Origin of the sequence: Paenibacillus azoreducens (assembly GCF_021654775.1) — a bacterium.
Lineage (GTDB): Bacteria > Bacillota > Bacilli > Paenibacillales > Paenibacillaceae > Paenibacillus_AQ > Paenibacillus_AQ azoreducens.
This window is the reverse complement of sequence record NZ_AP025343.1, coordinates 2553553-2575716: the sequence shown is the minus strand read 5'-3', so window position 1 is coordinate 2575716 and position 22164 is coordinate 2553553. Positions and strand designations below refer to the sequence as shown.

Annotated in this window: 17 protein-coding genes; 2 read left to right on the top strand and 15 right to left on the bottom strand. The window is 48.5% G+C overall.

The features are described from left to right. Positions 1–308 precede the first annotated feature (308 nt). The 7 genes from nagZ to adhE all read right to left on the bottom strand — a co-directional run bounded on the left by nagZ (position 309) and on the right by adhE (position 12937). On the bottom strand, positions 309–1928 hold the full coding sequence (nagZ, locus tag L6442_RS10990; protein WP_212978522.1) for a beta-N-acetylhexosaminidase: 1620 nt from the start codon (positions 1926–1928) through the stop codon (positions 309–311). A gap of 57 nt (positions 1929–1985) precedes the next feature. Then, positions 1986–2774 carry a response regulator transcription factor gene (locus tag L6442_RS10985; protein WP_228100893.1) on the bottom strand — a complete coding sequence of 263 codons (789 nt, stop codon included), beginning with the start codon at positions 2772–2774 and terminating at the stop codon, positions 1986–1988. Further along, on the bottom strand, positions 2764–4587 hold the full coding sequence (locus tag L6442_RS10980) for a cache domain-containing sensor histidine kinase (protein WP_194230306.1): 1824 nt from the start codon (positions 4585–4587) through the stop codon (positions 2764–2766). The genes L6442_RS10985 and L6442_RS10980 overlap by 11 nt, the downstream gene beginning before the upstream one ends. A 158-nt stretch (positions 4588–4745) precedes the next feature. Beyond that, positions 4746–6125 carry an extracellular solute-binding protein gene (locus tag L6442_RS10975; protein WP_194230307.1) on the bottom strand — a complete coding sequence of 460 codons (1380 nt, stop codon included), beginning with the start codon at positions 6123–6125 and terminating at the stop codon, positions 4746–4748. Positions 6126–6880: 755 nt separating this feature from the next. After that, the gene (gene pflA / locus L6442_RS10970; protein ID WP_194230308.1) at positions 6881–7618 is read right to left on the bottom strand and encodes a pyruvate formate-lyase-activating protein; all 738 of its coding nucleotides are present in this window, start codon (positions 7616–7618) and stop codon (positions 6881–6883) included. A gap of 147 nt (positions 7619–7765) precedes the next feature. Further along, the gene (gene pflB, locus L6442_RS10965; RefSeq protein ID WP_212978523.1) at positions 7766–10027 is read right to left on the bottom strand and encodes a formate C-acetyltransferase; all 2262 of its coding nucleotides are present in this window, start codon (positions 10025–10027) and stop codon (positions 7766–7768) included. Between the two features lie 294 nt (positions 10028–10321). After that, complete coding sequence (gene adhE / locus L6442_RS10960) at positions 10322–12937, bottom strand: bifunctional acetaldehyde-CoA/alcohol dehydrogenase (RefSeq protein WP_212978524.1); 2616 nt, start codon at positions 12935–12937, stop codon at positions 10322–10324. 316 nt (positions 12938–13253) lie between these two features. On the opposite strand from adhE, the gene L6442_RS10955 reads away from it, so the two are divergent. Further along, positions 13254–13970 (top strand): Crp/Fnr family transcriptional regulator, encoded by a 717-nt coding sequence (locus L6442_RS10955; protein ID WP_194230311.1) that lies wholly within the window; start codon positions 13254–13256, stop codon positions 13968–13970. A 472-nt stretch (positions 13971–14442) separates the two neighbouring features. Then, on the top strand, positions 14443–15336 hold the full coding sequence (locus L6442_RS10950; protein ID WP_212978525.1) for a hypothetical protein: 894 nt from the start codon (positions 14443–14445) through the stop codon (positions 15334–15336). A gap of 135 nt (positions 15337–15471) precedes the next feature. Here L6442_RS10950 and infC read toward each other — a convergent pair whose 3' ends face one another. From infC to L6442_RS10910, 8 genes are all read right to left on the bottom strand, one after another. Continuing rightward, the gene (infC, locus tag L6442_RS10945) at positions 15472–15942 is read right to left on the bottom strand and encodes a translation initiation factor IF-3 (protein ID WP_194230352.1); all 471 of its coding nucleotides are present in this window, start codon (positions 15940–15942) and stop codon (positions 15472–15474) included. 26 nt (positions 15943–15968) lie between these two features. Beyond that, on the bottom strand, positions 15969–16676 hold the full coding sequence (locus L6442_RS10940; protein ID WP_212978526.1) for a hypothetical protein: 708 nt from the start codon (positions 16674–16676) through the stop codon (positions 15969–15971). A 202-nt stretch (positions 16677–16878) separates the two neighbouring features. Next, a complete protein-coding gene (locus L6442_RS10935; protein ID WP_194230314.1) occupies positions 16879–17595 on the bottom strand; it encodes a hypothetical protein in 717 nt (238 codons plus the stop codon). A gap of 226 nt (positions 17596–17821) precedes the next feature. Further along, entirely contained in the window at positions 17822–18145 is a 324-nt protein-coding gene (locus tag L6442_RS10930) for a winged helix-turn-helix transcriptional regulator (RefSeq protein ID WP_194230315.1), read from the bottom strand. 218 nt (positions 18146–18363) lie between these two features. Further along, positions 18364–19095 (bottom strand): ThuA domain-containing protein, encoded by a 732-nt coding sequence (locus L6442_RS10925; protein WP_194230316.1) that lies wholly within the window; start codon positions 19093–19095, stop codon positions 18364–18366. Positions 19096–19107: 12 nt separating this feature from the next. Next, on the bottom strand, positions 19108–20076 hold the full coding sequence (locus L6442_RS10920) for a sugar phosphate isomerase/epimerase family protein (RefSeq protein WP_212978527.1): 969 nt from the start codon (positions 20074–20076) through the stop codon (positions 19108–19110). Positions 20077–20105: 29 nt separating this feature from the next. Next, complete coding sequence (locus L6442_RS10915; protein ID WP_212978528.1) at positions 20106–21197, bottom strand: Gfo/Idh/MocA family protein; 1092 nt, start codon at positions 21195–21197, stop codon at positions 20106–20108. Next, positions 21190–21957 carry a sugar phosphate isomerase/epimerase family protein gene (locus tag L6442_RS10910; RefSeq protein WP_212978529.1) on the bottom strand — a complete coding sequence of 256 codons (768 nt, stop codon included), beginning with the start codon at positions 21955–21957 and terminating at the stop codon, positions 21190–21192. The genes L6442_RS10915 and L6442_RS10910 overlap by 8 nt, the downstream gene beginning before the upstream one ends. Positions 21958–22164 lie beyond the last annotated feature (207 nt).

Sequence of the window (22164 nt, the reverse complement as noted above, 5' to 3'; positions counted from 1 at the left end):
TTGTTAAGAAAACCGACCTTTTTGAACACGCACTTAAAATAGACATAGTATTAGACGCAGAATTCATCAAAAAGTTTCTAAAGTTTTAGAGACAAAAAAAGAAAAAGGTCTATCGTCATACTTCCATTGAAGACAGGCCGCATTTAGCGGCAGTTTTTCTTGCGATATAAGGATGCGCGTTTCTTAAAGTTATGTATTCTTATATCCGCAAAAAACGGAAAATCCCCTGATTTAAGGGGATTTTCCGCCCTTGCAACCGGTGTAACCAAACCAATTCTTTGTAGTGGCTAAAATCTAATGGTTTAACTTTAATTTGCAGCCGCGACGCCGGGCTCATCCAGGCTTACCGGAAGTTTGCCTTCAGCTTCGCTTTGGCCGGCTAGGATCGAGGCTAGTGCTTCCATGAAGTAAGGCGTGTTTTCATAGCAGCACAGATACGCCGGGATCTCCGGAATATCGTTCAAGTCGTACGGATTCCGGGTGGAGGCAACCACTAATTTGCCGTGATTTTGCCGGAGCAGTTTTTCCGCAAGGCTCATCTGCCCCTCCGGTAGTGTGCTGCCTGCCGTATAGGTAGCCAACACAACCTGGGAGAAAGACGCCGCTGTATTTAGGGTTTCCTCGATTTCTTCCTGCCCCGGTTCGGCGCTGATCCGGATTTCCTTCACATTTGCGGCATACTTTGAAAGCGCCTCGCCAAGCGTCACCACTTCCGTCCATGGCTCATCCACCTGAGTTTCGGAGCGTACTTCCGGCCAAATGACAAGCACGGGTTCCGCCGTATTCAAAGGCAGCTGCCCCTGGTCTTTGACGAGGGTTATGCTTTTCCGGGATATCTCTTTCAGGAGACGGTCGACCTCAGGTTTCTCATGTCTTTCAAGGAATACCTGGGATACTTCGGTAGCCTGCAAGCCGGTCAGGCGTTTTTGCTTCAGCTTCAAAATGCGCTCCACGGCGGCATCAATCGTCTTTTCGCTAATTCTTCCGGATCGCACGGCATTTTTAACAGCTTCGATGGCTTCGATTTGATCGCTTAGCGTATGGCTGACAAGCACCACATCCGCTCCGGCTTCCACCGCTTTTACGGCACCTTCTCCAACGCCGAAAAACTTGGCGATTGCATGCATTTCCAGACAATCGGTCACAATGATGCCGTCGTAGGCCAGATCTTCCCGCAGCAACCCGGTCAGGACCGATCTGGACAGCGTCGCCGGAATCGGTTCAGGTTCAATCGCCGGGAAAATCACGTGTGCGGTCATAATCACATCCACGCCCTGCTGTATAGCTTTGATAAACGGCTTCAATTCCACCTGCTGCAAACGCTCGACATCATGCTCCACCGTAGCCAGCCCCATATGGCTGTCCACATTGGTATCGCCGTGTCCCGGAAAATGTTTGGCCGCTGCGGACAAACCCTTTTCCTGAAAAGCCTTGATCACGGCCGCGCCATGTTCGGATACCTTATCCGGATTTTCCCCGAACGAACGGACGCCGATCACCGGATTATGGGGGTTATTGTTGACGTCCAGGCATGGGGCAAAATTCATGTTAATGCCCAACTGCAACAGTTCCTCTGCACTTATTTTGGAAACCTCATAGCTGTAATCCGGGTGATCCGTTGCGCCAAGCGCCATGTTGCCGGGAATGCGGCTTATTTGCTTATGGTCGATGCGCGCCACCATGCCGCCTTCCTGGTCGATGGCGATCCAAAGCGGCAAATTCCCATGATCCGCAGCCAGCTTCTGCAGCGAAGCCGAAAGGCTTGCCACCTGCTGCGGCTTGTCGATATTGCGGCGGAAATAAATGACGCCTCCCAGATGATAATCCTCAATCAGCTTGCGGATTTGATCGTCAGGCACAAGGCTATGAAAGCCGCAAATAAACATTTGACCGATTTTTTGTTCCAACGAAAGTTTAGAGATATCCAATTTCTTCAACACTCCTTATATAAAATATAATCATTGCTAAATCCTATTGCAGTAAAACTAACTTACGGTGGCATTTTTGGCCTGCTCGCGGAACTCCGAGGGCGTCATGCCGGTATATCTCTGAAACACCTTCGTAAAGTAGCGGCGTTCATGATACCCGATGCCAGAGCCAATCTGCGTGATGCTTTTGTCGCTATGCAGAAGCAGGTATTTGGCGGCTTCAATGCGCTTGGAAGTGACATATTCCACAAAGGTCATGCCCAGGTGATTCTTGAAGAGCAGGCTGAAGTAACTGCAGCTGATGCCCAAATGTCCCGCCAGTTCCTCGATGCCCAGATCCGTATCAAGCCTGTCGGCAATATAGCGGGCGGCCTCCGCCATCAGCTGCTGCGGGTTTTTCCGCACCGCTTGATCCCCTTCGTTCTCCTGAATGCGCGTCACGGTTTGCTGGAAAGGATCCTTCAGCCGTTTATTGACAATTTGTTCGCCGATCGAGCGGATGGTGTTCTCGAGCTCTTTATAGTGGATAGGCTTGCAAATATAGTCACGGACCTTGTATCGGATTCCGGCTCTCGCATATTCGAATTCCTGGTACCCCGTCAGCAAAATGATCTCCGCCTTGGAACCCAGCCGCCGGAGCTCGCCAACCAGGGTCAGGCCGTCCATCACCGGCATCCGGATATCGCATAAAATAATGTCCGGATTATGGATATCGAACAGTTCCAACGCTTCTTTCCCGCTCCGGGCCGCCAGTACCTGCATGTTCATGTCTTTCCAGGGAATAATGCTTTTCAGATTGCCCAGAATCGGCGCTTCGTCGTCTACGAGCAAAACTTTAAGAATCATCTCTTTCCCTCCATTCTGCATCAGGGATAACACATTGAATAATCGTTCCGGTCAACTGCGAGGAGCAGATATATAAGCCATAATATTCACCGTAGTGAATCCGGATTCGGTCGGCCACACTCCTTAAGCCAAGTCCTCTCCGTTCTTCATTGACATGCAACCCCGGAAGCTCATGATCGGATTCCTCTTCCTTGTCGATTTTCATATACTCGAATTTTAAAAGCTGGTCGGGGCTCATGCCAATTCCGTTATCTTGGACCTGCAGGATAAAACGTCCCCGGTCCGTCCAACAGCTAACATGAATATGCCCTTTATAATGAATGCCTTCAAACCCGTGCTGAATGCAATTCTCCACAAGCGGCTGCAAAGTAAGCTTCAGCACGCTGCGCCTTCTCAGCTCGGGCGGTATATCCAGCTCATAATCGAACAGATCATCAAACCGAAACTTCTGGATTTCCAAATAGCTCTGCAAATGCTCGATTTCCTGGTCCAGCGGAATTTCTTCCTTATCCTGAATGCTGATCCGCAAAATATTTCCGAGCCGGTGTACCATTTCGCTAACCTTCTCGCCTTCATTCTGGATGGCCAGCACATTGATGGATTCAAGCGTGTTAAACAAAAAATGCGGCTTGATCTGCGCCTGCAGCACGCGAAGTTCGGCTTGCGTTTTCTGCTTCTGCTCGGTCTTGATCTGCTTGAACAAACTGTTGATTTGATCGACGAGTTCATTGAAACCTTTGGCCAAAATATGAAGTTCATCCTTCCCGCGGTCATCCACGCGAACATTAAAATCCCCGCCTTCCACCTTTCTCATAAAGCGGACGATCAGCCCGATCGAACCCGTAATCCGTCTCATGAACACCATATTGAACGTGATCGCGGCCACCAGGCACAGCAGAGTAATGCCGATAAACCACTGGGCAAATACCAGCGTTTCCTTAGACAGCGACGCCCATGAGGTGACCGCCACCAAATTCCAGGAATAGTCCTTCATATGATATATGGAAACAATGCTTTTTTCATCGTTGAAATCCGTTTTGAAGCTTTGATAACCGGAGCCGAAGTTTACCGTTTTTTTCATTACCGAGCTGATTTGTTTTCCTTCCAAGTCATGGTTCGGATCGTACACGATCAGTCCGTCGTCATTGACCAGAAAAAAATCGGTGGATTGCATGCTTTGGGTTGGCGACAGGTTGCGGAAGATTGATTCAATGTCCCAATTTTTGATCTGCACCACCAAAATGCCGATATTTTTAAAATAGCTCAGCTCTTTTATCAAACGAATCTGCGTGAAAACCGGTTCCGTTCCCGTAAGCTCAGGATACTCATGGGGCGCAATCCACTTCGGTACTCCGTTAAGATCCACCACCTCCTGATACAGAGGTTGCTTTTTGAAATCCTCAAAGGGCATGGTCGTAAAATTCTCTTTCGTAAAAACGGAAACGACCGCGCCGTTCAAATTATAAAGAAACGCATAGCTGATCGCCGGATGGTTATACAGCAAGCTGCGGAAATTCCGCTGGCTGTTATTAAGGCTGAGCTGCTCCTCGTTCAAATCTTGTTTGGTCGGGTCTTTGGCGGACAATGCCATATGAAAGACCGACGTCGCAATTCCGTTATCCGTCACGTTGTCCATCTGCCCCAGCACCGTGCCGATGCTGTAGCTGATCGATTTGAGCGAATATTCCGTCTGACGGCTGTATTTTTCTTCGATCGAATGCGAGGAAACGATAAAGGTAACGACGCCCAATATACATAGGGGAACAATGATCAATATGACAAATGCCGTAAACAACTTGTTGCGCAAATTCATGGGCTCTCTTCCAATCCTTTTCCTTTGACCTGCAGGGTTGCTTTGGCAAAACCAAACGGCATTTCACTGCCATTCCGCCCTTTCCTTCCCGTCATAGGCCTCTAGGGCGGCTTCCCAGCCCCGCTTCAAGCTCCCTGCCGCTGCCTTGTCTCCCTGTGTTACCTGGCCGCCAAATTGGCTTCGTCCTGGACCTTCTGCAAAGCCTCAGCCATCTTCTCGGGGGTGGTTTGGCCGCTGATCAGCTTTTGGATTTGAACATTGCTTATTTCCGACGTCACATCCGCTTGCACCAGGGCATCAAATGCCGTAAACTTCGTTTGCGCTTTGTCCAGAACGTCAACGATCTCCTTCATCAAATTGTCGTTGATGCTTGAAGCCAGCACCGAAGCATCTAACTTCATGGAAGGCAGCACGCCGTCTTCCACGAATCCGCGGATTTGCATATCCTCATTAAACATATTCTTGATGAAGGATTTCACCGCTTCGAGCTTGCGGGGATCTTTGGCTACGGCAGCCGAGAAGCCGTATCCGTTATTTACGTTAAGCATCAAGGCCGTTTGATCCCCAACGCCACCAACCACCGGAGGCATATTAAAAAAACCGACCTTTCCAAACAGCTTGGCGCCTGATTCCCCCTTTTTAAATACAGAGGATTTCCAGGTACCATCATACATTAGAATGGCTTGGCCGCTCGTAAACTGGGTCGTATATTCGGGATATTCGTATCCGAGCTCGCCTTCCGTGAAGTAACCCTTCTCTTTCCATTCCCTATGCTTGGCGAAAGCCTTGACGACGTTCGGGTCTGTCCATTTGGCTTCGCCGGTGGCGAACTTGGCCGTAATTTCCGGTCCTGCGTAACGCGACCATAGGTGGTTGGTGAGCATCAGCGGCACCCAGCCCGCTTTGGAAGCCGCCGCAATCGGTATTTTGCCGTCGGCCTTGATTTCAGCCAGCATTCTTTCCAGCTCCGCGAATGTGGTCGGCGGCTTCCAGCCCTTTTTCTCGAAGTATTCCTTGTTATAAAAAAAACCTTCGCCTGTGCCGCCGATCGGCAGCCCGTACACTTTTCCTTCGTATGTAAATGGTTCCAGCGATGTGAATTTATCTTTGATGCCCAGCTCTTCAATGATAGGCGTCAGGTCAAGCAGTTTGCCTTCCTTAGCGTAAATTTTGAAATCAGGACTGCCGAACAGGTCGAAAATGTCGGGAGGATTGCCTGCAGCCATCTCTCCGCGCAGCTTTTCCTTGCGATTCACGTCGGAATCTACGCCATCCAGCCTGAACGTTAATCCATTGACCTCTGCCTCCACCTTTTTGACCACGTCGTTTAACATCGCAAAACGTTTCTCTTTATCTTTGCCGACCTGGGTGTGACGGAGCGTTAAATCAAAGGGTTCCGTTTTTTTCTCCCTCTTTGCCTGCTTGCTGCTGGATGCGTTTTCATTCATGGATGCGCTATAGGTCTCGCAGGCTGATAATACCAGTGAAGAAATAAAACAAAGCGACAGCAAAAGAATCAGGCTTCTCTTTGTGTTCATGGCTGATCCCCCTTTAGTCCTCTTCAATTCTCATTATAAGAATCAGTATACATCAAGGTTAGTGCGATAATCTGCTATTTAGGGGATAAAATTCTCTAATCATAAAGGAAAACGCTTGCAAATAATTTGAAAACAGGGCGGAGCTTGACGTTTCGCGGATGAATATACGCCTTATAAAAGTAATCCATTTCACAATGCAAATGTTGTTTGAATCATGTTAGATATTTATGAAATGGATTGGATATAGATCGACAAGTATTGGATGATTCGATATCCAGGTTCAAGTACTCGATATCAATCCATTATGAAATGGATTCAGGACGCAAGCTTTTGCAGACAGTTGATCATGTGATCAGGAAAATGTTGCGAAAGTGCATCCTTTTCAGGCATTTTATAGCGTGGAAGGCAAAATTGTTGCGAAAGTACATCCATTTGACCATGGATCGTCTGCTTACTCCTAAAATCTGGGGAAAAGATGCACTTTTGCAAGCTTTCTAGCCATCATTGCCTGGAACGCTAAAATAAATGCACTTTTGCAACTTTTCAGATGGAACAACCAGTAAGCCAGTCATTTTTGTCATGCAGGATTTTGCTAAAACCAAAAAGCGAATTCAAGAATCCATTACATTAATGCCGCTGTTCAAATGCCCGTAAAATGATTCATTATGAAATTGATTCAAAGTGCAGCTTATCAACTTCTTTTATTTCAACAAAAGAGCCCTTTTCCCGAAAGCGGAAAAGAGCTCTGATTTTAATTACTCAGCCGCAGTTTGCTTCCGGCCCTCTTCAATCAAGCGGTATGCACGCTGCACTTCTTCTTCGGTAGGGCTTGGAACGCCTTGCAATGGGTACTCTTTGCCAAGCGCCTCCCATTTATAAATCCCCATTTGATGGTAAGGAAGAATCTCGAATTTCTCGACGCCTTTAAGCGTTCCGATAAACCGCCCAAGATTGATCAAGTCCTCTTCCTGATCGTGAATGCCCGGCACGTAGACATGTCTGATCCACATTTTGCGCCCATGCTCCGATAGCCACTGCGCCGTACGAAGCGTCCGTTCATTCGATTTGCCCGTCAGCTTGATGTGTTTTTCATCATCGATATGCTTGATGTCCAGCAGCACGAGATCTGTAACCTCAAGCAGCTGGTGAATCCGCTCCGCCTCGTTAAAGCCGTTGCTGTCCAGCGTCGTATGCAGGTTCCAACGTTTTTTCACTTCCTTGAAGAGTTCTGCCACAAAATGCGATTGCAGCGTTGGCTCTCCGCCGGAAACCGTCAGCCCCCCACCCGAAGAGCGGTAATAAGTCAAATAAGGTTCTATTTCGGCCAGCACTTCCTCGACCGTCATCTCTTTACCCTCATCCAATGCCCAAGTATCCGGGTTATGGCAATACTGACACTTTAGCAAGCAGCCTTGCATAAAAAGGACGAAGCGGATGCCTGGTCCGTCTACAGTCCCAAAGGTTTCCAAAGAATGGATATGACCTTTGATCATATGATGTCACCCTTTCCGCATCCGCTTCATTGTTATATAAGTTGAACCAATGATATTAAGGATGAGGGCAGCCGGGTGAAATGTTCTTCCGATCGCTTGCCTGCCCTTATCTATTTCTTTTGTTCAACTTATATAGTTTTTGTTCTATTACATCGAACCGTGGAAGGTACGGTTAATAACGTCAAGCTGCTGTTCGCGAGTCAGTTTGACAAAGTTGACGGCGTAGCCCGATACACGGATGGTCAGCTGCGGATAGTTCTCCGGATGTTCCATCGCATCCATCAGTTGCTCACGGTCAAAGACGTTTACGTTCAGGTGATGCGCTTTGCTGCCGAAGTATCCATCCATCATGGCAACCAGGTTCGACTTGCGAGTGTCCGAATCCTTGCCCAGTGCTTTAGGCACGATGGAGAAGGTGTTCGAAATACCGTCAAGGCTATGCTCGTAAGGCAGTTTTGCTACCGAGCTGAGGGATGCAAGCGCACCCTTCTTGTCGCGGCCATGCATTGGGTTGGCGCCTGGCGCGAACGGTTCTCCCGCTTTGCGTCCGTCAGGTGTAGTGCCTGTTTTCTTACCATAAACGACATTGGACGTGATCGTCAAGATCGATTGGGTTGGCAGAGCGTTCCGGTATGCTTTGTGCTTACGGATCATGCCCATGAATGTTTCCACCAGTTCGATGGCAATGCTGTCTACACGATCGTCGTTATTGCCGTAGCAAGGATATTCGCCTTCAATTTCGAAATCAACGGCAATACCTTGCTCGTTGCGGATCGGTTTAACTTTGGCGTATTTGATCGCGCTCAGCGAGTCGGTTGCCACGGATAAACCGGCGATACCGCAAGCCATCGTACGGAGAATGTCACGGTCATGCAGTGCCATTTCGATTCTTTCGTAAGAATATTTATCATGCATGTAGTGAATGACATTGAGTGAATTCATATACAATTTAGCAAGCCATTCCATCATCGGTTTGAAACGTTTGATCACTTCGCCGTATTCAAGAACTTCCGATTTGATGGCAGGATATTCAGGACCGACTTGAGCGCCGGATTTTTCGTCGATGCCGCCATTGATCGCATACAGCAAGCATTTTGCCAGGTTGGCGCGGGCTCCGAAGAACTGCATTTGCTTACCGATCCGCATTGCGGATACGCAGCATGCGATACCGTAGTCATCGCCGTAAATCGGACGCATCAGATCATCGTTTTCATACTGGATCGAGCTGGTTTCGATGGAAACCTTCGCACAGAATTTTTTGAAGGCATCCGGAAGTTTTTCCGACCAGAGCACGGTCAAGTTTGGTTCTGGAGCTGGCCCCAGGTTGTACAGCGTATGCAGGAAACGGAAGCTGTTTTTCGTTACACGGGTTTGGCCGTTATTCGACATCCCGCCAATCGATTCCGTTACCCAAGTTGGGTCACCGCTGAAAAGTTCGTTATAGTCCGGCGTACGCAGGAATTTTACGATTCTGAGTTTCATGACAAAATGGTCGACAAGCTCTTGCGCTTGTTCTTCCGTCAGTTTTCCTTCGGCCAAATCGCGTTCAACATAAATATCAAGGAACGAGGATACGCGGCCAAGCGACATAGCTGCGCCATTTTGTTCTTTAATAGCTGCCAAATAGCCGAAATACAGCCATTGGAAAGCTTCTTTAGCGTTTTGCGCCGGTTTGGAGATGTCACAGCCGTGCATTTCGGCCATTTGTTTCAGTTCGCCGAGAGCGCGGATTTGCTCGGACAATTCCTCACGCAAACGGATGACATCTTCGTCGATTACATCCACTTCCAAATCGAGAAGTTCTTGTTTTTTCTGCTGAATGAGGAAGTCCACGCCATACAAAGCTACACGGCGGTAATCGCCAATGATCCGGCCGCGGCCGTAAGCATCCGGCAGACCGGTAATAATGCCTGCTTTGCGCGCTGCGCGCATGTCAGAAGTATATGCATCAAATACGCCTTGGTTATGCGTTTTGCGGATATCAGTAAATGTTTTGATCAATTCTTCGGGAAGCTCGAATCCGTAAGCTTTACAAGCATCAATCATCATCCGGATGCCGCCGAACGGCTGGATGGAACGCTTGAATGGAGCATCGGTTTGAACGCCGACGATTTGCTCTTTTTCTTTGTCCAAATAACCTGGTTTATGGGAAGTAATGGTTGAAGGTGTATTGACGTCAACATCCAGCACTCCGCCGGCTTCCCGCTCTTTCTTGGTGAGCTCGGATACGATTTTCCACAGCTCGGTTGTATTGTTCGTAGGACCGACAAGGAAATCCTCATTGCCAAGGTATGGATTGATGTTGTTTTCGATGAAATCATTTACGTTAACTTCTCTGGTCCATTTTCCTTGTTTGAAACCTCTCCAGCCTGATTGCATGTTTTGTACGTCTTTTTCTACCGCCGACATCTAAATCCCTCCATTATTTTTATGAACTAGAGACTATGAGTTGAAGGAAACCCCATTTCTCCTGAACCCGCAACCAATCTGCCATTAGGACTTAAGTATTGTGAGTTTTTTCACATAAAAGACATGATTTTAAGCTTCTCTATTGTGCTTTTATGCAAGATTTGCTTCTTGAATGCGGTGTTCTTAATACATTTTCAGTTTACTGGATTTTTCTGAAAACGGCTGTGACAAACATCACTTTTGGGGTGATATTTGTCACAGAGCCATTATTTTTTTATTTATTTTTTATCTAAATTATTCCTCGAAGCGGCCGTAGAATGCATTGCGATAAACATCGGCAAGCTCTGTGACCAAAGGCAGTTTAGGGTTAGCCGTCGTACATTGGTCTTCGAAAGCGCGGTCCGCCAGATAATCGACGCGTGCTTCGAATTCCTTCGCGTCAAAGCCCAGCTGCTGGAACGATTCCTCGATCCCGAGCGCTTTGTTCAGCTTGCGGATCGCATTGATCAGGCTGTTTACGCCTTCTTCCGTCGTACGTGCAGGCAGTCCCAGAATGCGGGCGATTTCCGCATACCGCTCATCCGCAACAAAATGCGAATATTTAGGGAACGAAGCGAACTTGGTCGGTTTCTTCGCATTATAGCGGATGACGTGCGGCATCAGGATCGCGTTGGTCCGGCCGTGTGCTGTATGGTATTCACCGCCCCATTTATGCGCCAAACTGTGGTTGATGCCCAGGAACGCATTGGCGAACGCCATACCGGCAAGCGTCGATGCATTATGCATTTTTTCGCGTGCGACCTTGTCGCCTGTGAGCGCCGATTTCTCGAGATACTGGAATACCAGCTGAATCGCTTTGATCGCAAGTCCGTCCGTGTAGTCGCTTGCCATGACCGATACGTATGCTTCGATGGCATGTGTAAGCACGTCCATACCTGTATCGGCTACCGCTGTTTTCGGCAGAGTGTATACGAATTCCGGATCCACGATCGCCACGTCCGGCGTCAGTTCATAATCCGCAAGCGGATATTTCGTATTGCCTTTTGTTTTGTCCGTAATAACCGCAAACGATGTTACTTCCGAACCTGTACCCGAAGTGGTAGGGATCGCAACGAATTTCGCCTTTTGTCCCAGCCGTGGATATTTGTAGATCCGTTTGCGGATATCCATGAATTTTTGTTTCAGGTTGTCAAAATCCGTATCCGGATATTCATAGAACAACCACATCGCTTTTGCGGCATCCATTGGCGATCCGCCGCCCAATGCGATAATGCAGTCCGGTTGGAACCGTTTCATCATCTCGGTGCCTCTTTCTACGGTCACAGTCGATGGATCGGGTTCCACTTCCGAGAAGATTTCAATGACAACCGGAGTTTGGCGCTGACGCAAATAATGCTCAAGCCGTTCCACATAACCCAGTTTCACCATCATCTCGTCCGTAATGATAGCTACACGGCTAATATCCGGCATTTTGGCCAAATATTGAGTAGCCCCTTTTTCAAAATAAATTTTGTCAGGTACTTTGAACCATTGCATATTCACGGTACGGCGCGCCACCCTTTTAACATTGATGAGATTCACTGCGGTTACGTTCGAAGATGTCGAGTTGCGGCCGTACGAGCCGCAGCCGAGCGTCAGCGATGGCAGGTTTGTATTATAGATGTCGCCAATGGCACCGTGGGTCGATGGCGAGTTGACGATAATACGTCCGGTTTGCAGACGATCCGAGAACTTCGCGATAACTTCATCATTATGCGAATGAATAACCGACGAGTGGCCCATGCCGCCGAAAGCGACAACTTCAGCCGCCCGTTCAATGCCTTCAGCCGCGTTTTTCACTTTGTAGCAGGCCAGCACCGGACTCAGTTTTTCAGCCGACAATGGATATTTCGTACCAACGCCCTCGATTTCGGCAACGAGGATTTTGGTCCCCGCTGGAACGCTGAAGCCGCACATTTCAGCGATTTTCACTGCCGATTGACCGACGATAGCCGGATTTACCGCGCATTTTTCGACGTTGATGGCTCCTGCGGTCAGCTTTGCAGCTTCGTCTTTGTTGACGAAATAGCAGCCATTCGCAATCATTTTCTTTCTGACTTGATCGAAAATCGGTTCCTCGATGATCACGGCTTGTTCCGAAGCGCAGATCATGCCGTTGTCAAACGACTTGGACAGAATCAAATCGGTTACGGCCTGGTCGATATCCGCCGATTTTTCGATAAAGCAAGGAACGTTGCCCGGGCCAACGCCGAGAGCCGGTTTGCCGCAGCTGTATGCGGCGCGGACCATGCCCGAACCACCAGTCGCCAAAATGAGTGCAACATCCGGATGGTTCATCAATGCGTTCGTTTTTTCCATGTTAGGCTCTTCGATCCATTGGATGCAGTCTGCAGGAGCGCCGTGCTTGACAGCCGCTTCCAGCAAGGTTTTGGCAGCCTCTCTGCTGCACTGCTGTGCCGAAGGATGGAAGCCGAAAATAATCGGGTTACGTGTTTTAATCGAAATAAGTGCTTTAAACATCGTAGTTGATGTCGGGTTGGTCACCGGGGTGATCCCCATGATGATGCCGACAGGTTCTGCAATTTTCTGGTAGCTTTCATATGGATTATCTTCGATAACGCCAACTGTTTTTTCATACTTGATGCTGTGGTAAATGTATTCGGTTGAGAACATGTTTTTCGTAATTTTGTCCTCGTAAACGCCTCTTCCCGTTTCTTCCACAGCAAGTTTCGCGAGCATCATATGCTTGTCGAGTCCCGCCAGGGCCATAGCCTGAACGATGTCATCGATTTGCTCCTGCGTCATGCTCATAAACTTCTCTTGCGCCTTATTCGCCTTGTCGATCAAGGTCTGAATATAAGCTTCGGCTGATTGTTGTTTTTTTTCAGCAGTCTCATTTTTAACAGCCATTTCTATCATCCTCTCAGGGGATTTTTTGGATTTTATCTATCTCTCGACTTGATCATAACACAAGCTTGAAAATATTTAAAGTGAAAATTTTCACAAAGTTTGAATACTTTCATTTCTTGTTTTCAAAACGCTTACATTTCCAATTCATCTCCATATGTAAAAAGATAAATATATTATATCTTCTGAAAGTGAAAATTATCACAAATTCGGAATTTCGACACTTTTAAAGGCTTTTAATCCCCCAAAAAACGTTTTTTTCAGGTTATAATTAATTTAAAATTTATTGAAAATTAAAGATACAAAGGGGATAACGAGTATGAGCAACCAACTGAATGTTATCGAGGCCCGTGGGAATACAAGCTGCTTTTCGGAGCAAAACCTGGAGCGGCTGATGGTCGTCATGAAGGATCGTATCATTCCTGAAGGTTCGCATCTGTTTTGGGAAGGCGATTATTCCGACAAACTATTTTATGTCAAACGCGGCCGCATCAAACTAACCAAATCGACGGATGAAGGTAAAGAACTGATTTTATATATGTATCAAGCAGGGGATATGGTTGGGCAAGCCGATCCATTCTTCAGCACCAAGCACAGCTTTACGGCCGAAGTGATCGAGGAGAGCGAAATCGGCGTTATCGATCAGAAGGATCTGGAGGTATTGATCTGCCAGCATTGCGATTTTGCGATCGATTTCATGAAATGGATGGGTATCCACCACCGCCTGACGCAAACGAAATTCCGCGATCTCATGATGTACGGCAAACCTGGCGCGCTGTGCTCGACGTTGATCCGCCTTAGCAATACCTATGGAGAGAAACACGGAGATACCATTTTGATCCACAAAAAAATCACCCATACCGACCTCTCCAACATGATCGGAGCAACCCGCGAAAGCGTCAACCGCATGCTGAGCGATCTGCGCAAAAAAGACGCCGTCGAATACGAAAACGGCATGATCGTGATCAAAGATCTCGAAATGCTGCAGGATATTTGCCATTGTGAGTTATGCCCGAATGAAATCTGCCGGATCTGATCTGCTGCATCTCCCCCATAACCCTCTCTTCATAAAAAAGCTTCCATGGCCGTTATAGGTCCAGAGGAGGCTTTTTTTAATGCTAAAAATTCCGTTCTCGCCCCATATGAAAAACCCCTTTCTTCAATATAGGTCCAAGCACCTTCTAATTGCTGCAAACTCATGAAAACATGCTAAAAACAGAAAAATAAGGTCTAAATACCTATAAACGTTACAGATCTAAGAACCGATGAACATGATGTACCTATTTCCAAGGTCTCATTTCGATTGCGCAGTTATTCCCGATTCAAAATGCAAAAATCGTCCATCGCACTAATATTGTACTAAAAAATAACGCAATCCTCCCGCCAATCGCAGGCTGCATTGCGTCCATTATACTATCCGGCGCCAAAGGACTGAAGTCCGTTGCCTGCCCAGTCACAGGGCATAATGAATCATGCGCCCGTTCGAATTTATTAAGGAGTGTGTGTATATGACAACAGCATTATTCAAACATTTCATACTGATTATGGTGTTCTGCAGCCAGATGGCATTCGGTGCGGGCAGCGGATTGGTCCCTTCCCAAACGGCAAGCGCCCAAAGTGCGTATCAAAAAGCCACCTGGGTGTGGGATACGGAACATATTCGAAGCAATCCGCAGGAAGTATTGTCGTTTCTCCGCAAAAACCAGGTTGATCTTGTTTATTTGCAGGTGAATACCGACATTCCGGCATCCTGCTATCAAAGCTTTATCAAACAAGCTGCCGCGTTTGGCATGAAGGTCGACGCGCTGGACGGCGCCCCGGAGTGGGCGCTCGAATCGAAGCGGCATAAAATCACGGATTTTATCGGCTGGGTGAAGGATTATCAGCAAAAAGCAGCTGCAACCGAAAAATTCCACGGAATTCATGTCGATATCGAGCCGCATGTATTGGCAAATTGGAAAACCGACCAAGCCGATGTCATCCGCCAGTGGCAAAGCAATATTCTTTATTTGCGGTCCGAAGCCGATAAGCTGAACCTGCCGCTCGCGGCCGATATCGCATTTTGGCTCGGCAATTATAAAACGGCTGACGGCAAACAATCGCTAAGCCGGTTTGTCATCGGTCAGTTCGATTCCGTGACGATCATGTCTTACCGCGACACGGCGGCGGCCATCCATCAAATTGCCGAACAGGAGCTGAAAGATGCCGCCTCGCTTGGTAAAACAGCCTTCACCGCCGTCGAAACGAGACCGAGCAAAGAAGGCCGCTACATTTCATTCCATGGCGTTAGCCTTGATGTGATGAACAAGCAGCTGGTCCAGCTTCACGATCTGGCAAAGGTCCATCCATCCTATGCCGGGATTGCAATCCATGATTTCGACGGCTGGAAGGATTTGAAATAGGCATTGAATTTAAACCTCTGTCCCGCCTACGCCGGAATTTTGCCACAAATGCAGCTTCCCGGCATCGTGCGGCCTTGTATCAAAACGTCGATATAATGACGGCCCTGATGCCACCCGGCTCAGGTGACTTAATTGTCAGGGATTAAGCTGAACCTGGGCCTGCTTGCCGCTCAGCTGGATCCCCGCAGCTCGGCGTCCCGCATGAGCTAAGTCCTTAACAAGCCTCTCCAGCAGCTCTTTGGCAGCAAGGCCTTCCTTCCCTTTGATCCGGATGACGAAAAGAACCGCGTCACCTGCTTTCAATATTTTTTCTGCCTGGCGCTGCTTCGTTTCATAATCATGTTCTTCGATATGCGGCGTCAGGCGGATTTCTTTTACTTTCATTGGCCGTTCTGCGGCTTTGGCCTGCTGCTTTTCCTTTTTGGCATCTCCCGCACCAATCAATTTGCATGGCGGCGGGCTGCTCATCAAAGAGGTGCAAACCAAATCAACCTTCAGTTTTTTAGCCATGGCAAGCGCCTCGGCAGTCGGCATAATGCCCAGAGCCTCTCCGTTAAGCCCGGTTAGTTCCACTTCCGCCGCCCTGATTTTTTCATTCATCAACATCTTCATAGTTATACGCTCCTGTTCAGCTATGCCCGCTCAAGTTTGATTTCCACCTCGTCGCGGGGGGTCAGCTTCATATCAAAACCGTTCTCCCCAAGCTCTTTGCCATTTACCTTGACTGCCCATTTTTCCTCCGGTTTGCGCACATAACCATTCACCGTTTCAATCATCCGCTTGTCCTTGGACAGCTTGACGATGTCGGTATGCAAAAGCATCTCGCGGACGCTTTCATTTTCGGAATACGGGAGAATATACGTATGCGAAATGCCAGGTTGAAGGTTTCCCCCATTCAGCTTAAGCACGGAATAACGGATATCTTTGGCCATGTCCTTGGGATCCGCCGGTTCGATCGATATCCCGATTTCGTCATTTTCCTTGAGAATGGTATCCAGCTTGTCCTTTCCAAGCTTTTTGTCATTGAGTTCCAGTCCCCATATGAAAGCAGGCGAAAGCGATACCTGGCTGATGGAATGGATGCTGCCGTCTTTGGCAAAGGTGACGATTCCACTTTTTTTGAGCCCATCCCGAATCGTTACGCCTTGCTCCAAATATTTTTCAAGATTCCGGATCGTCTCCGGCGTAAAAAAATCATCCTTTTCCGAAATGACGATCCCTGAAGATACATCGCTGGAGACGACCGCGGTCGCGTCCTTGGATTTGTCGCTGCTGCAGCCCGACAGCAAAAACGCCGTTACGATCATGAAAGCGATTGCTATTTTAGAGCTTTTTTTCATCCGGACACCACCTTCAGTTTATTCTTATGTAAAAAGCTGCCTTTCACACGTTTTTCTCCCGCACAGGTTGATCCGGGACATTTCATGTAAACGCGGCGACTGCCCTTTTTACCGCAGCAAAATAGAGCCCTCTATCCGAGAACTCTATTTTAACATAGGAGAACGGTGATTTTCGACAGCCGGTGCAGCTTTAGCTGAAAACTCAATAAATTTGCGCCTGCATAAATGTTCTGCTGCCATCTGTATTTTTAATGTAGGGTCCCAAACCCAAAAAATGGCCGCGGTCGACATAAACGCCGGTCATCCATGTTCCTTCGAGCACCTCGCCATCAAGATGAAGCAAAAGCGGCGGAGCGGAAATGAACTCCTGGTAGACGGGAAAACGCATGTTGTGTTTTTTATAAGGTTTCCCGAGTTGCTGGAAAGGAATCGGAGTGACATAGGTGGGCACAAAATAAGTGGAGATGACTTCCATCTCTTCTTCATCATAGAAAGGAGCGTCCCCAAGAAATGGATGGAATAACGAGATTTCCTCGAACTGCGACCAGATAAACACCTGCAGATGCATGCTCTGAATCTTGCCGTTATGATAAATATACTCGCGCTTATCGGATGAGGCTTTCTCCTCTGCCGGGTCCAGGCATTCCACATAAGGACGCTCACAACCGATGCATTTCCAACCGGAGGGACTTTGAATCCATTTTTGAAAAACCGGACTGCTATGTTCTCCCCCTGAGGGAAGCTTCTCCTGAGGCGACTTCGGATGAGCCCTAAACTTCCACAAAGATTCCGGTACATGCTGCTTCAGCATCGTTAAGGCTTTATCGTAAATCTTGCGCACCTTAATAGAAGCGCTTTCAAGTTCAATGACATCCTCTTTGCCATACCTTATCTCTTGGGAAAGTACTCTTTTTCTCATCGCGATCCGCCTCCTTAAGCGCCGAAAAGGCAGTTTATTACCAATTATACTACACAACCTGCGGTAAGGTGCAAGTCTCAGCCTAAATTGGCAAAAACGTCCATTTTCAAACAACCGGCAAACGGATGCTGTTTTTTCCTGCAACAAAAAACCTCCCCTCGACATGAAAGGAAGGTTTATCGTTACAGTAACCCTGATTTTCGAAATTTAGGTTGTTTGTTCGTGACTACTCAAGTTCAACCCAATGCTCCGCCCAGTTCTGAACCTGGTCCATGACGGGCTGCAGCGCTTTGCCCTTCTCCGTCAATTCGTATTCGATCCGGACCGGTGTTTCAGGATACACATGGCGTTCCAAAATACCCTCGTTCTCCAAATCCTTCATACGTTCGGACAGCATTTTATCGCTCATCGAAGGTATGATATGGGATATATCCTTGAACCGTTTCGGTCCGTTCATCAAAGAGTAAATAATCAATCCGTTCCAGCGTTTACCCAAAACGGAAAAAGCCGTTTCAAACCGCGGACACATGCTTAAATCCTGATCTTTCATGTTTTTCACCTCTTTACAGGATCCATGCAACATTACGTCTCATGAAAGCTTACATTAAGTTAGTTTGTTTCATTTTAACATACTTTCAGCCAAAAGAAAACTCGCATGCACCCGATTCCGGCAAAGAATCGCTTGTTTATGGAGACTGTCATCGCCCTTCATGCACGGCAAAAAGCGGCAGCATCGACGCCACCGCTTTCCCGCTTGTTTCCTTTTTCTTATACGACAGGCACCTCATTCAAAGCTCTGACCGGTTGCACATTGCCAAACTGAAGCGCGCTGCCGGCGGCTGGTTGAGCCCATTTGACGCCATTTGCGATAATCTTGATGATTTCAGGTTTGTAGTAAGTCGGATACGTCTCATGTCCGGGACGGAAGTAGAAGATTTTCCCGCGTCCGCGGCGGAATGTGCATCCGCTCCGGAATACCTCGCCGCCCGCAAAGTTGCTGATGAACACCAGTTCATCCGGCGTTGGGATGTCGAAGTATTCACCATACATTTCCTCATGCTCGAGAATGACTGATGCGTCAATTCCTTCGGCAATCGGGTGTGAAGGATTAACGTTCCACAAAATTTCCTGCTCTCCCGCTTCACGCCATTTCAAATCGCAGGACGTCCCCATCAAGGCTTTAAACGGCTTGGAAAAATGCCCGGAATGCAGGACGATAAGTCCCATTCCTTCCTGAACGCGCCGGACAACCCGGGCCGTAATTTCGTCGCTGACACGGTCGTGCGCCATATGCCCCCACCAGATCAAAACATCCGTCTGGTTCAAAACACCCTCCGACAAGCCATGTTCAGGCTGATCCAGCGTGGCGGTCGTGATGGCAAATCCGCTTTCTTGAAGACCATTGGCCAGCGCCATATGAATGCCTTCGGGATACACGGCCTTTACTTCATCATGTATATTCTCATGGACAAATTCATTCCAGATGGTTACGTTAATCAAAATAAGTTCCCCCTAGACCCACCACATGTCGCCAAGCGACTCTTCGATGAGTACTTGCTGTAAGTTGGATACGGCTTTTGAGAAGCCTTCTTCAATAGACATCAAACCGTCTTCATGCTCGATGCTGACCACATAGTCATAACCTACCAAACGCAGGGCGCTGATAATGTCCGCCCATGTTTTGATGTCATGGCCGTAACCGACGCTGCGGAACTGCCAAGCACGGTCCAACATGTTGGTGTACGGCTGCATATCCGTTACGCCGTAGCGGTTGACGTTGATCGGGTCAACGACCGTATCTTTCGCATGAAAATGATGGATCGCGCCGGCGCGGCCCAAAATATGGATCGCTTGCACCGGATCGATTCCCTGCCACCACATATGGCTTGGATCGAGATTCGCCCCGATCGTTTCGCCAGCCGCCTCGCGCAAACGAAGCAGCGTTGCCGGTGTATGCACCGAGAAGCCGCCGTGCAGCTCCAGACCGATTTTTACATGATGGTCGGCGGCAAACTTAGCCTGCTCCGTCCAATACGGAATCACTTTGTTTTCCCACTGCCAAGCCAAAATTTCCTGATAATCATTAGGCCAAGGCGCCACCGGCCAGTTTGGGTACTTCGCATCCTCATGATCGCCCGGGCAGCCCGAAAAAGTATTCACCACTTCAACGCCCAGCTTCTCGGCCAGCTTCACGGTATTTACAAAATCCTCATGATCCGCCTTGGCCAAATGTTTTTGCGGGTGAAGCGGATTACCGTGGCAGCTCAGCGCGCTGATCATCAGACCGCGGGATTCCACCGCATGCTTGAATTCCTTCAGCTTTACTTCGCTTTCAAGCAGCTCCGCAGGGTTGCAGTGAGCTTTGCCCGGATTGCCTCCGGTTCCGATCTCAACAGCCTTCAAACCTTTGGAAGCAACATAATCGAGTGCCTCTTCCAGCTTGCGGCCGCCAAACAATACCATAAATACGCCGAGTTTCACCGAAAATTCCTCCCTTTTCTTGATGCTAATTATTCAAAATATACGGCTTTGCCTGTTTTGGCAGATTCATAAATCGCTTCAAGAATTTGCGTCACGACAAACGCCTGCTCAGGTTTCACCAAAGGTTCTTTGTCTTCGAGAATCGCTTCGATCCACAATCTTTGCTCCCGGTCCGCTTCACTTTCCGCCGATCCGGAGTAGAAAGCCACGCCGCCGGCGTTCAGATCGATTTGGGTATCGTACAAACGGCTCAGCTTCTCTCCGTTAATGCGGAGACCGTCTTTCATATCCGCGCCGCCTTCAGTACCCGCAAGGATCGTTTTGGCTTCGCCGGTTTCCACAACGTTCAGCGCCCAGCTCGATTCCAGAATAATGGTTGCCCCGTCTTCCATGGTGATGAAACCGAAAGCGGAATCCTCCACCTTGAATTCTTCCGGATCCCATGGTCCGAATGCATTAGCCGCGTTTTTGCGGTGTCCAAGCTTATGGAATGTGGAACCAAGCACGCTTTTCGGCTTGTAGTTGTCCATCAGCCAGAGCGTCAAGTCAAGAGCATGCGTGCCGATATCGATCAGCGGGCCTCCGCCTTGTTTTTCTTCATCCAAAAATACGCCCCAGGTCGGAACCGCACGACGGCGGATCGCCAAAGCTTTGCCCAAGTAAATGTCGCCGAGTTCTCCGGCTTCGCAAAGTTCTTTCAAGTAAAGGCTGTCATTGCGGTAACGGTTTTGGTAGCCGATGGTCAGCTTTTTGCCGGTACGGCGTGCAGCTTCTACCATTTCTTTGGCCTGGGCCGCCGTTTTGGCCATTGGCTTTTCGCACATGACATGCTTATCGGATTCAAGCGATGCCACGGTAATTTCCGAGTGGGAGTCATTTGGCGTACATACATGAACGACGTCGATGGTTTCATCTTTCAGCAGCTCGTGGTAATCCGTATATATTTTAGCGCCTGCAACCCCGAATTCCGCAGCCGCCTTTTCGGCGCGTTCCTTCACGATATCGCAGAAAGCCACCATTTGGACTTGCGGTTGTTTGGCCAGACTCGGCATATGTTTGCCGTTCGCGATGCCGCCGCAGCCGATAATTGCAATTTTTAATGTTTGAGTTGAATTAGACATGAACAGGTCCTCCATTTTGAACATAATTTTTGATCCATTCCATGCTTATTGCAATGCTTTCCAGAGGTGGATTTTGGCAGTAATCCTGCTCTACCACAATCCATTCCGCGCCTGCTTTGTCGGCAGCTTCGGCCACGGCCTTCAAATCCACTTCGCCTTGACCAAGTTCTACCGTCAACGGGGAACCGTCCTCTTGTCTGCGCACATCTTTCCAATGCACGATCGGAAGGCGTCCCGCATAGGACTGGATGAACTGAACGGGATCATATCCCGCATAGTGTACCCAGCAGCTGTCCAGCTCCACTTTGAGCAGGTCTGATGGAATCTCCTCATACATGGAGTCGAACACCGTTTTATCCCCGATTTTTTCGGTGAACTCGAAATCATGGTTGTGGTACAGAAGCGTTACCTGCTGCTTGGCACAGTGCTCACCGATTTGCTTGAGGTTAGCGAATACCTCGCTCCAGCGGCGTTCTTCGGCCATCAAATAAGGCACGATCAGATTAGTGTTTCCGATTTCTTTGTTGTAGGCAATCTCTTCGTCCAAGGCGTTCAGCATGCGGTCGTACCCCGTGTGCGTGCCAAGCGCAACCAGACCGTATTGATCCAGCAGCGCTTTGACCTCGGCTGCGGGACGCCCAAAAAAGGTATGGAATTCTACGCCTTGATATCCAAGCTCTGCTACTTTCTTCAGCGTACCTTCAAAATCCTTCTCCATTTGCTCACGAACCGTGTACAACTGCAAACCCAGCTTCAACATGTTTGCCTCACTCCTGATTTTTGGGATTGATGAAGATTTTCCGGCCATACGCGGACTTTAGCAGCGTTCGAATTGTATGCGTTTGCAACCGCAAACTTCTTCACCCGCTCCACGCGCCTTCCAGCCCTCTGAATAAGCCGATCTAAAGTTTCGCCGCTTCCGGATACAGCCTGCCCCGTGACTTTGCCTAGCCAAGCCCCTATGTAG

Bases quoted from the DNA above. Each gene is read 5' to 3' on its own strand.
- L6442_RS10985 (WP_228100893.1), bottom strand. From the start codon at position 2,774: ATGATTCTTAAAGTTTTGCTCGTAGACGACGAAGCGCCGATTCTGGGC.
- L6442_RS10980 (WP_194230306.1), bottom strand. From the start codon at position 4,587: ATGAATTTGCGCAACAAGTTGTTTACGGCATTTGTCATATTGATCATT.
- L6442_RS10975 (WP_194230307.1), bottom strand. From the start codon at position 6,125: ATGAACACAAAGAGAAGCCTGATTCTTTTGCTGTCGCTTTGTTTTATT.
- pflA (WP_194230308.1), bottom strand. From the start codon at position 7,618: ATGATCAAAGGTCATATCCATTCTTTGGAAACCTTTGGGACTGTAGAC.
- pflB (WP_212978523.1), bottom strand. From the start codon at position 10,027: ATGTCGGCGGTAGAAAAAGACGTACAAAACATGCAATCAGGCTGGAGA.
- adhE (WP_212978524.1), bottom strand. From the start codon at position 12,937: ATGGCTGTTAAAAATGAGACTGCTGAAAAAAAACAACAATCAGCCGAA.
- L6442_RS10955 (WP_194230311.1), top strand. From the start codon at position 13,254: ATGAGCAACCAACTGAATGTTATCGAGGCCCGTGGGAATACAAGCTGC.
- L6442_RS10950 (WP_212978525.1), top strand. From the start codon at position 14,443: ATGACAACAGCATTATTCAAACATTTCATACTGATTATGGTGTTCTGC.
- infC (WP_194230352.1), bottom strand. From the start codon at position 15,942: ATGTTGATGAATGAAAAAATCAGGGCGGCGGAAGTGGAACTAACCGGG.
- L6442_RS10940 (WP_212978526.1), bottom strand. From the start codon at position 16,676: ATGAAAAAAAGCTCTAAAATAGCAATCGCTTTCATGATCGTAACGGCG.
- L6442_RS10935 (WP_194230314.1), bottom strand. From the start codon at position 17,595: ATGAGAAAAAGAGTACTTTCCCAAGAGATAAGGTATGGCAAAGAGGAT.
- L6442_RS10930 (WP_194230315.1), bottom strand. From the start codon at position 18,145: ATGAAAGATCAGGATTTAAGCATGTGTCCGCGGTTTGAAACGGCTTTT.
- L6442_RS10915 (WP_212978528.1), bottom strand. From the start codon at position 21,197: ATGTCTAATTCAACTCAAACATTAAAAATTGCAATTATCGGCTGCGGC.
- L6442_RS10910 (WP_212978529.1), bottom strand. From the start codon at position 21,957: ATGTTGAAGCTGGGTTTGCAGTTGTACACGGTTCGTGAGCAAATGGAG.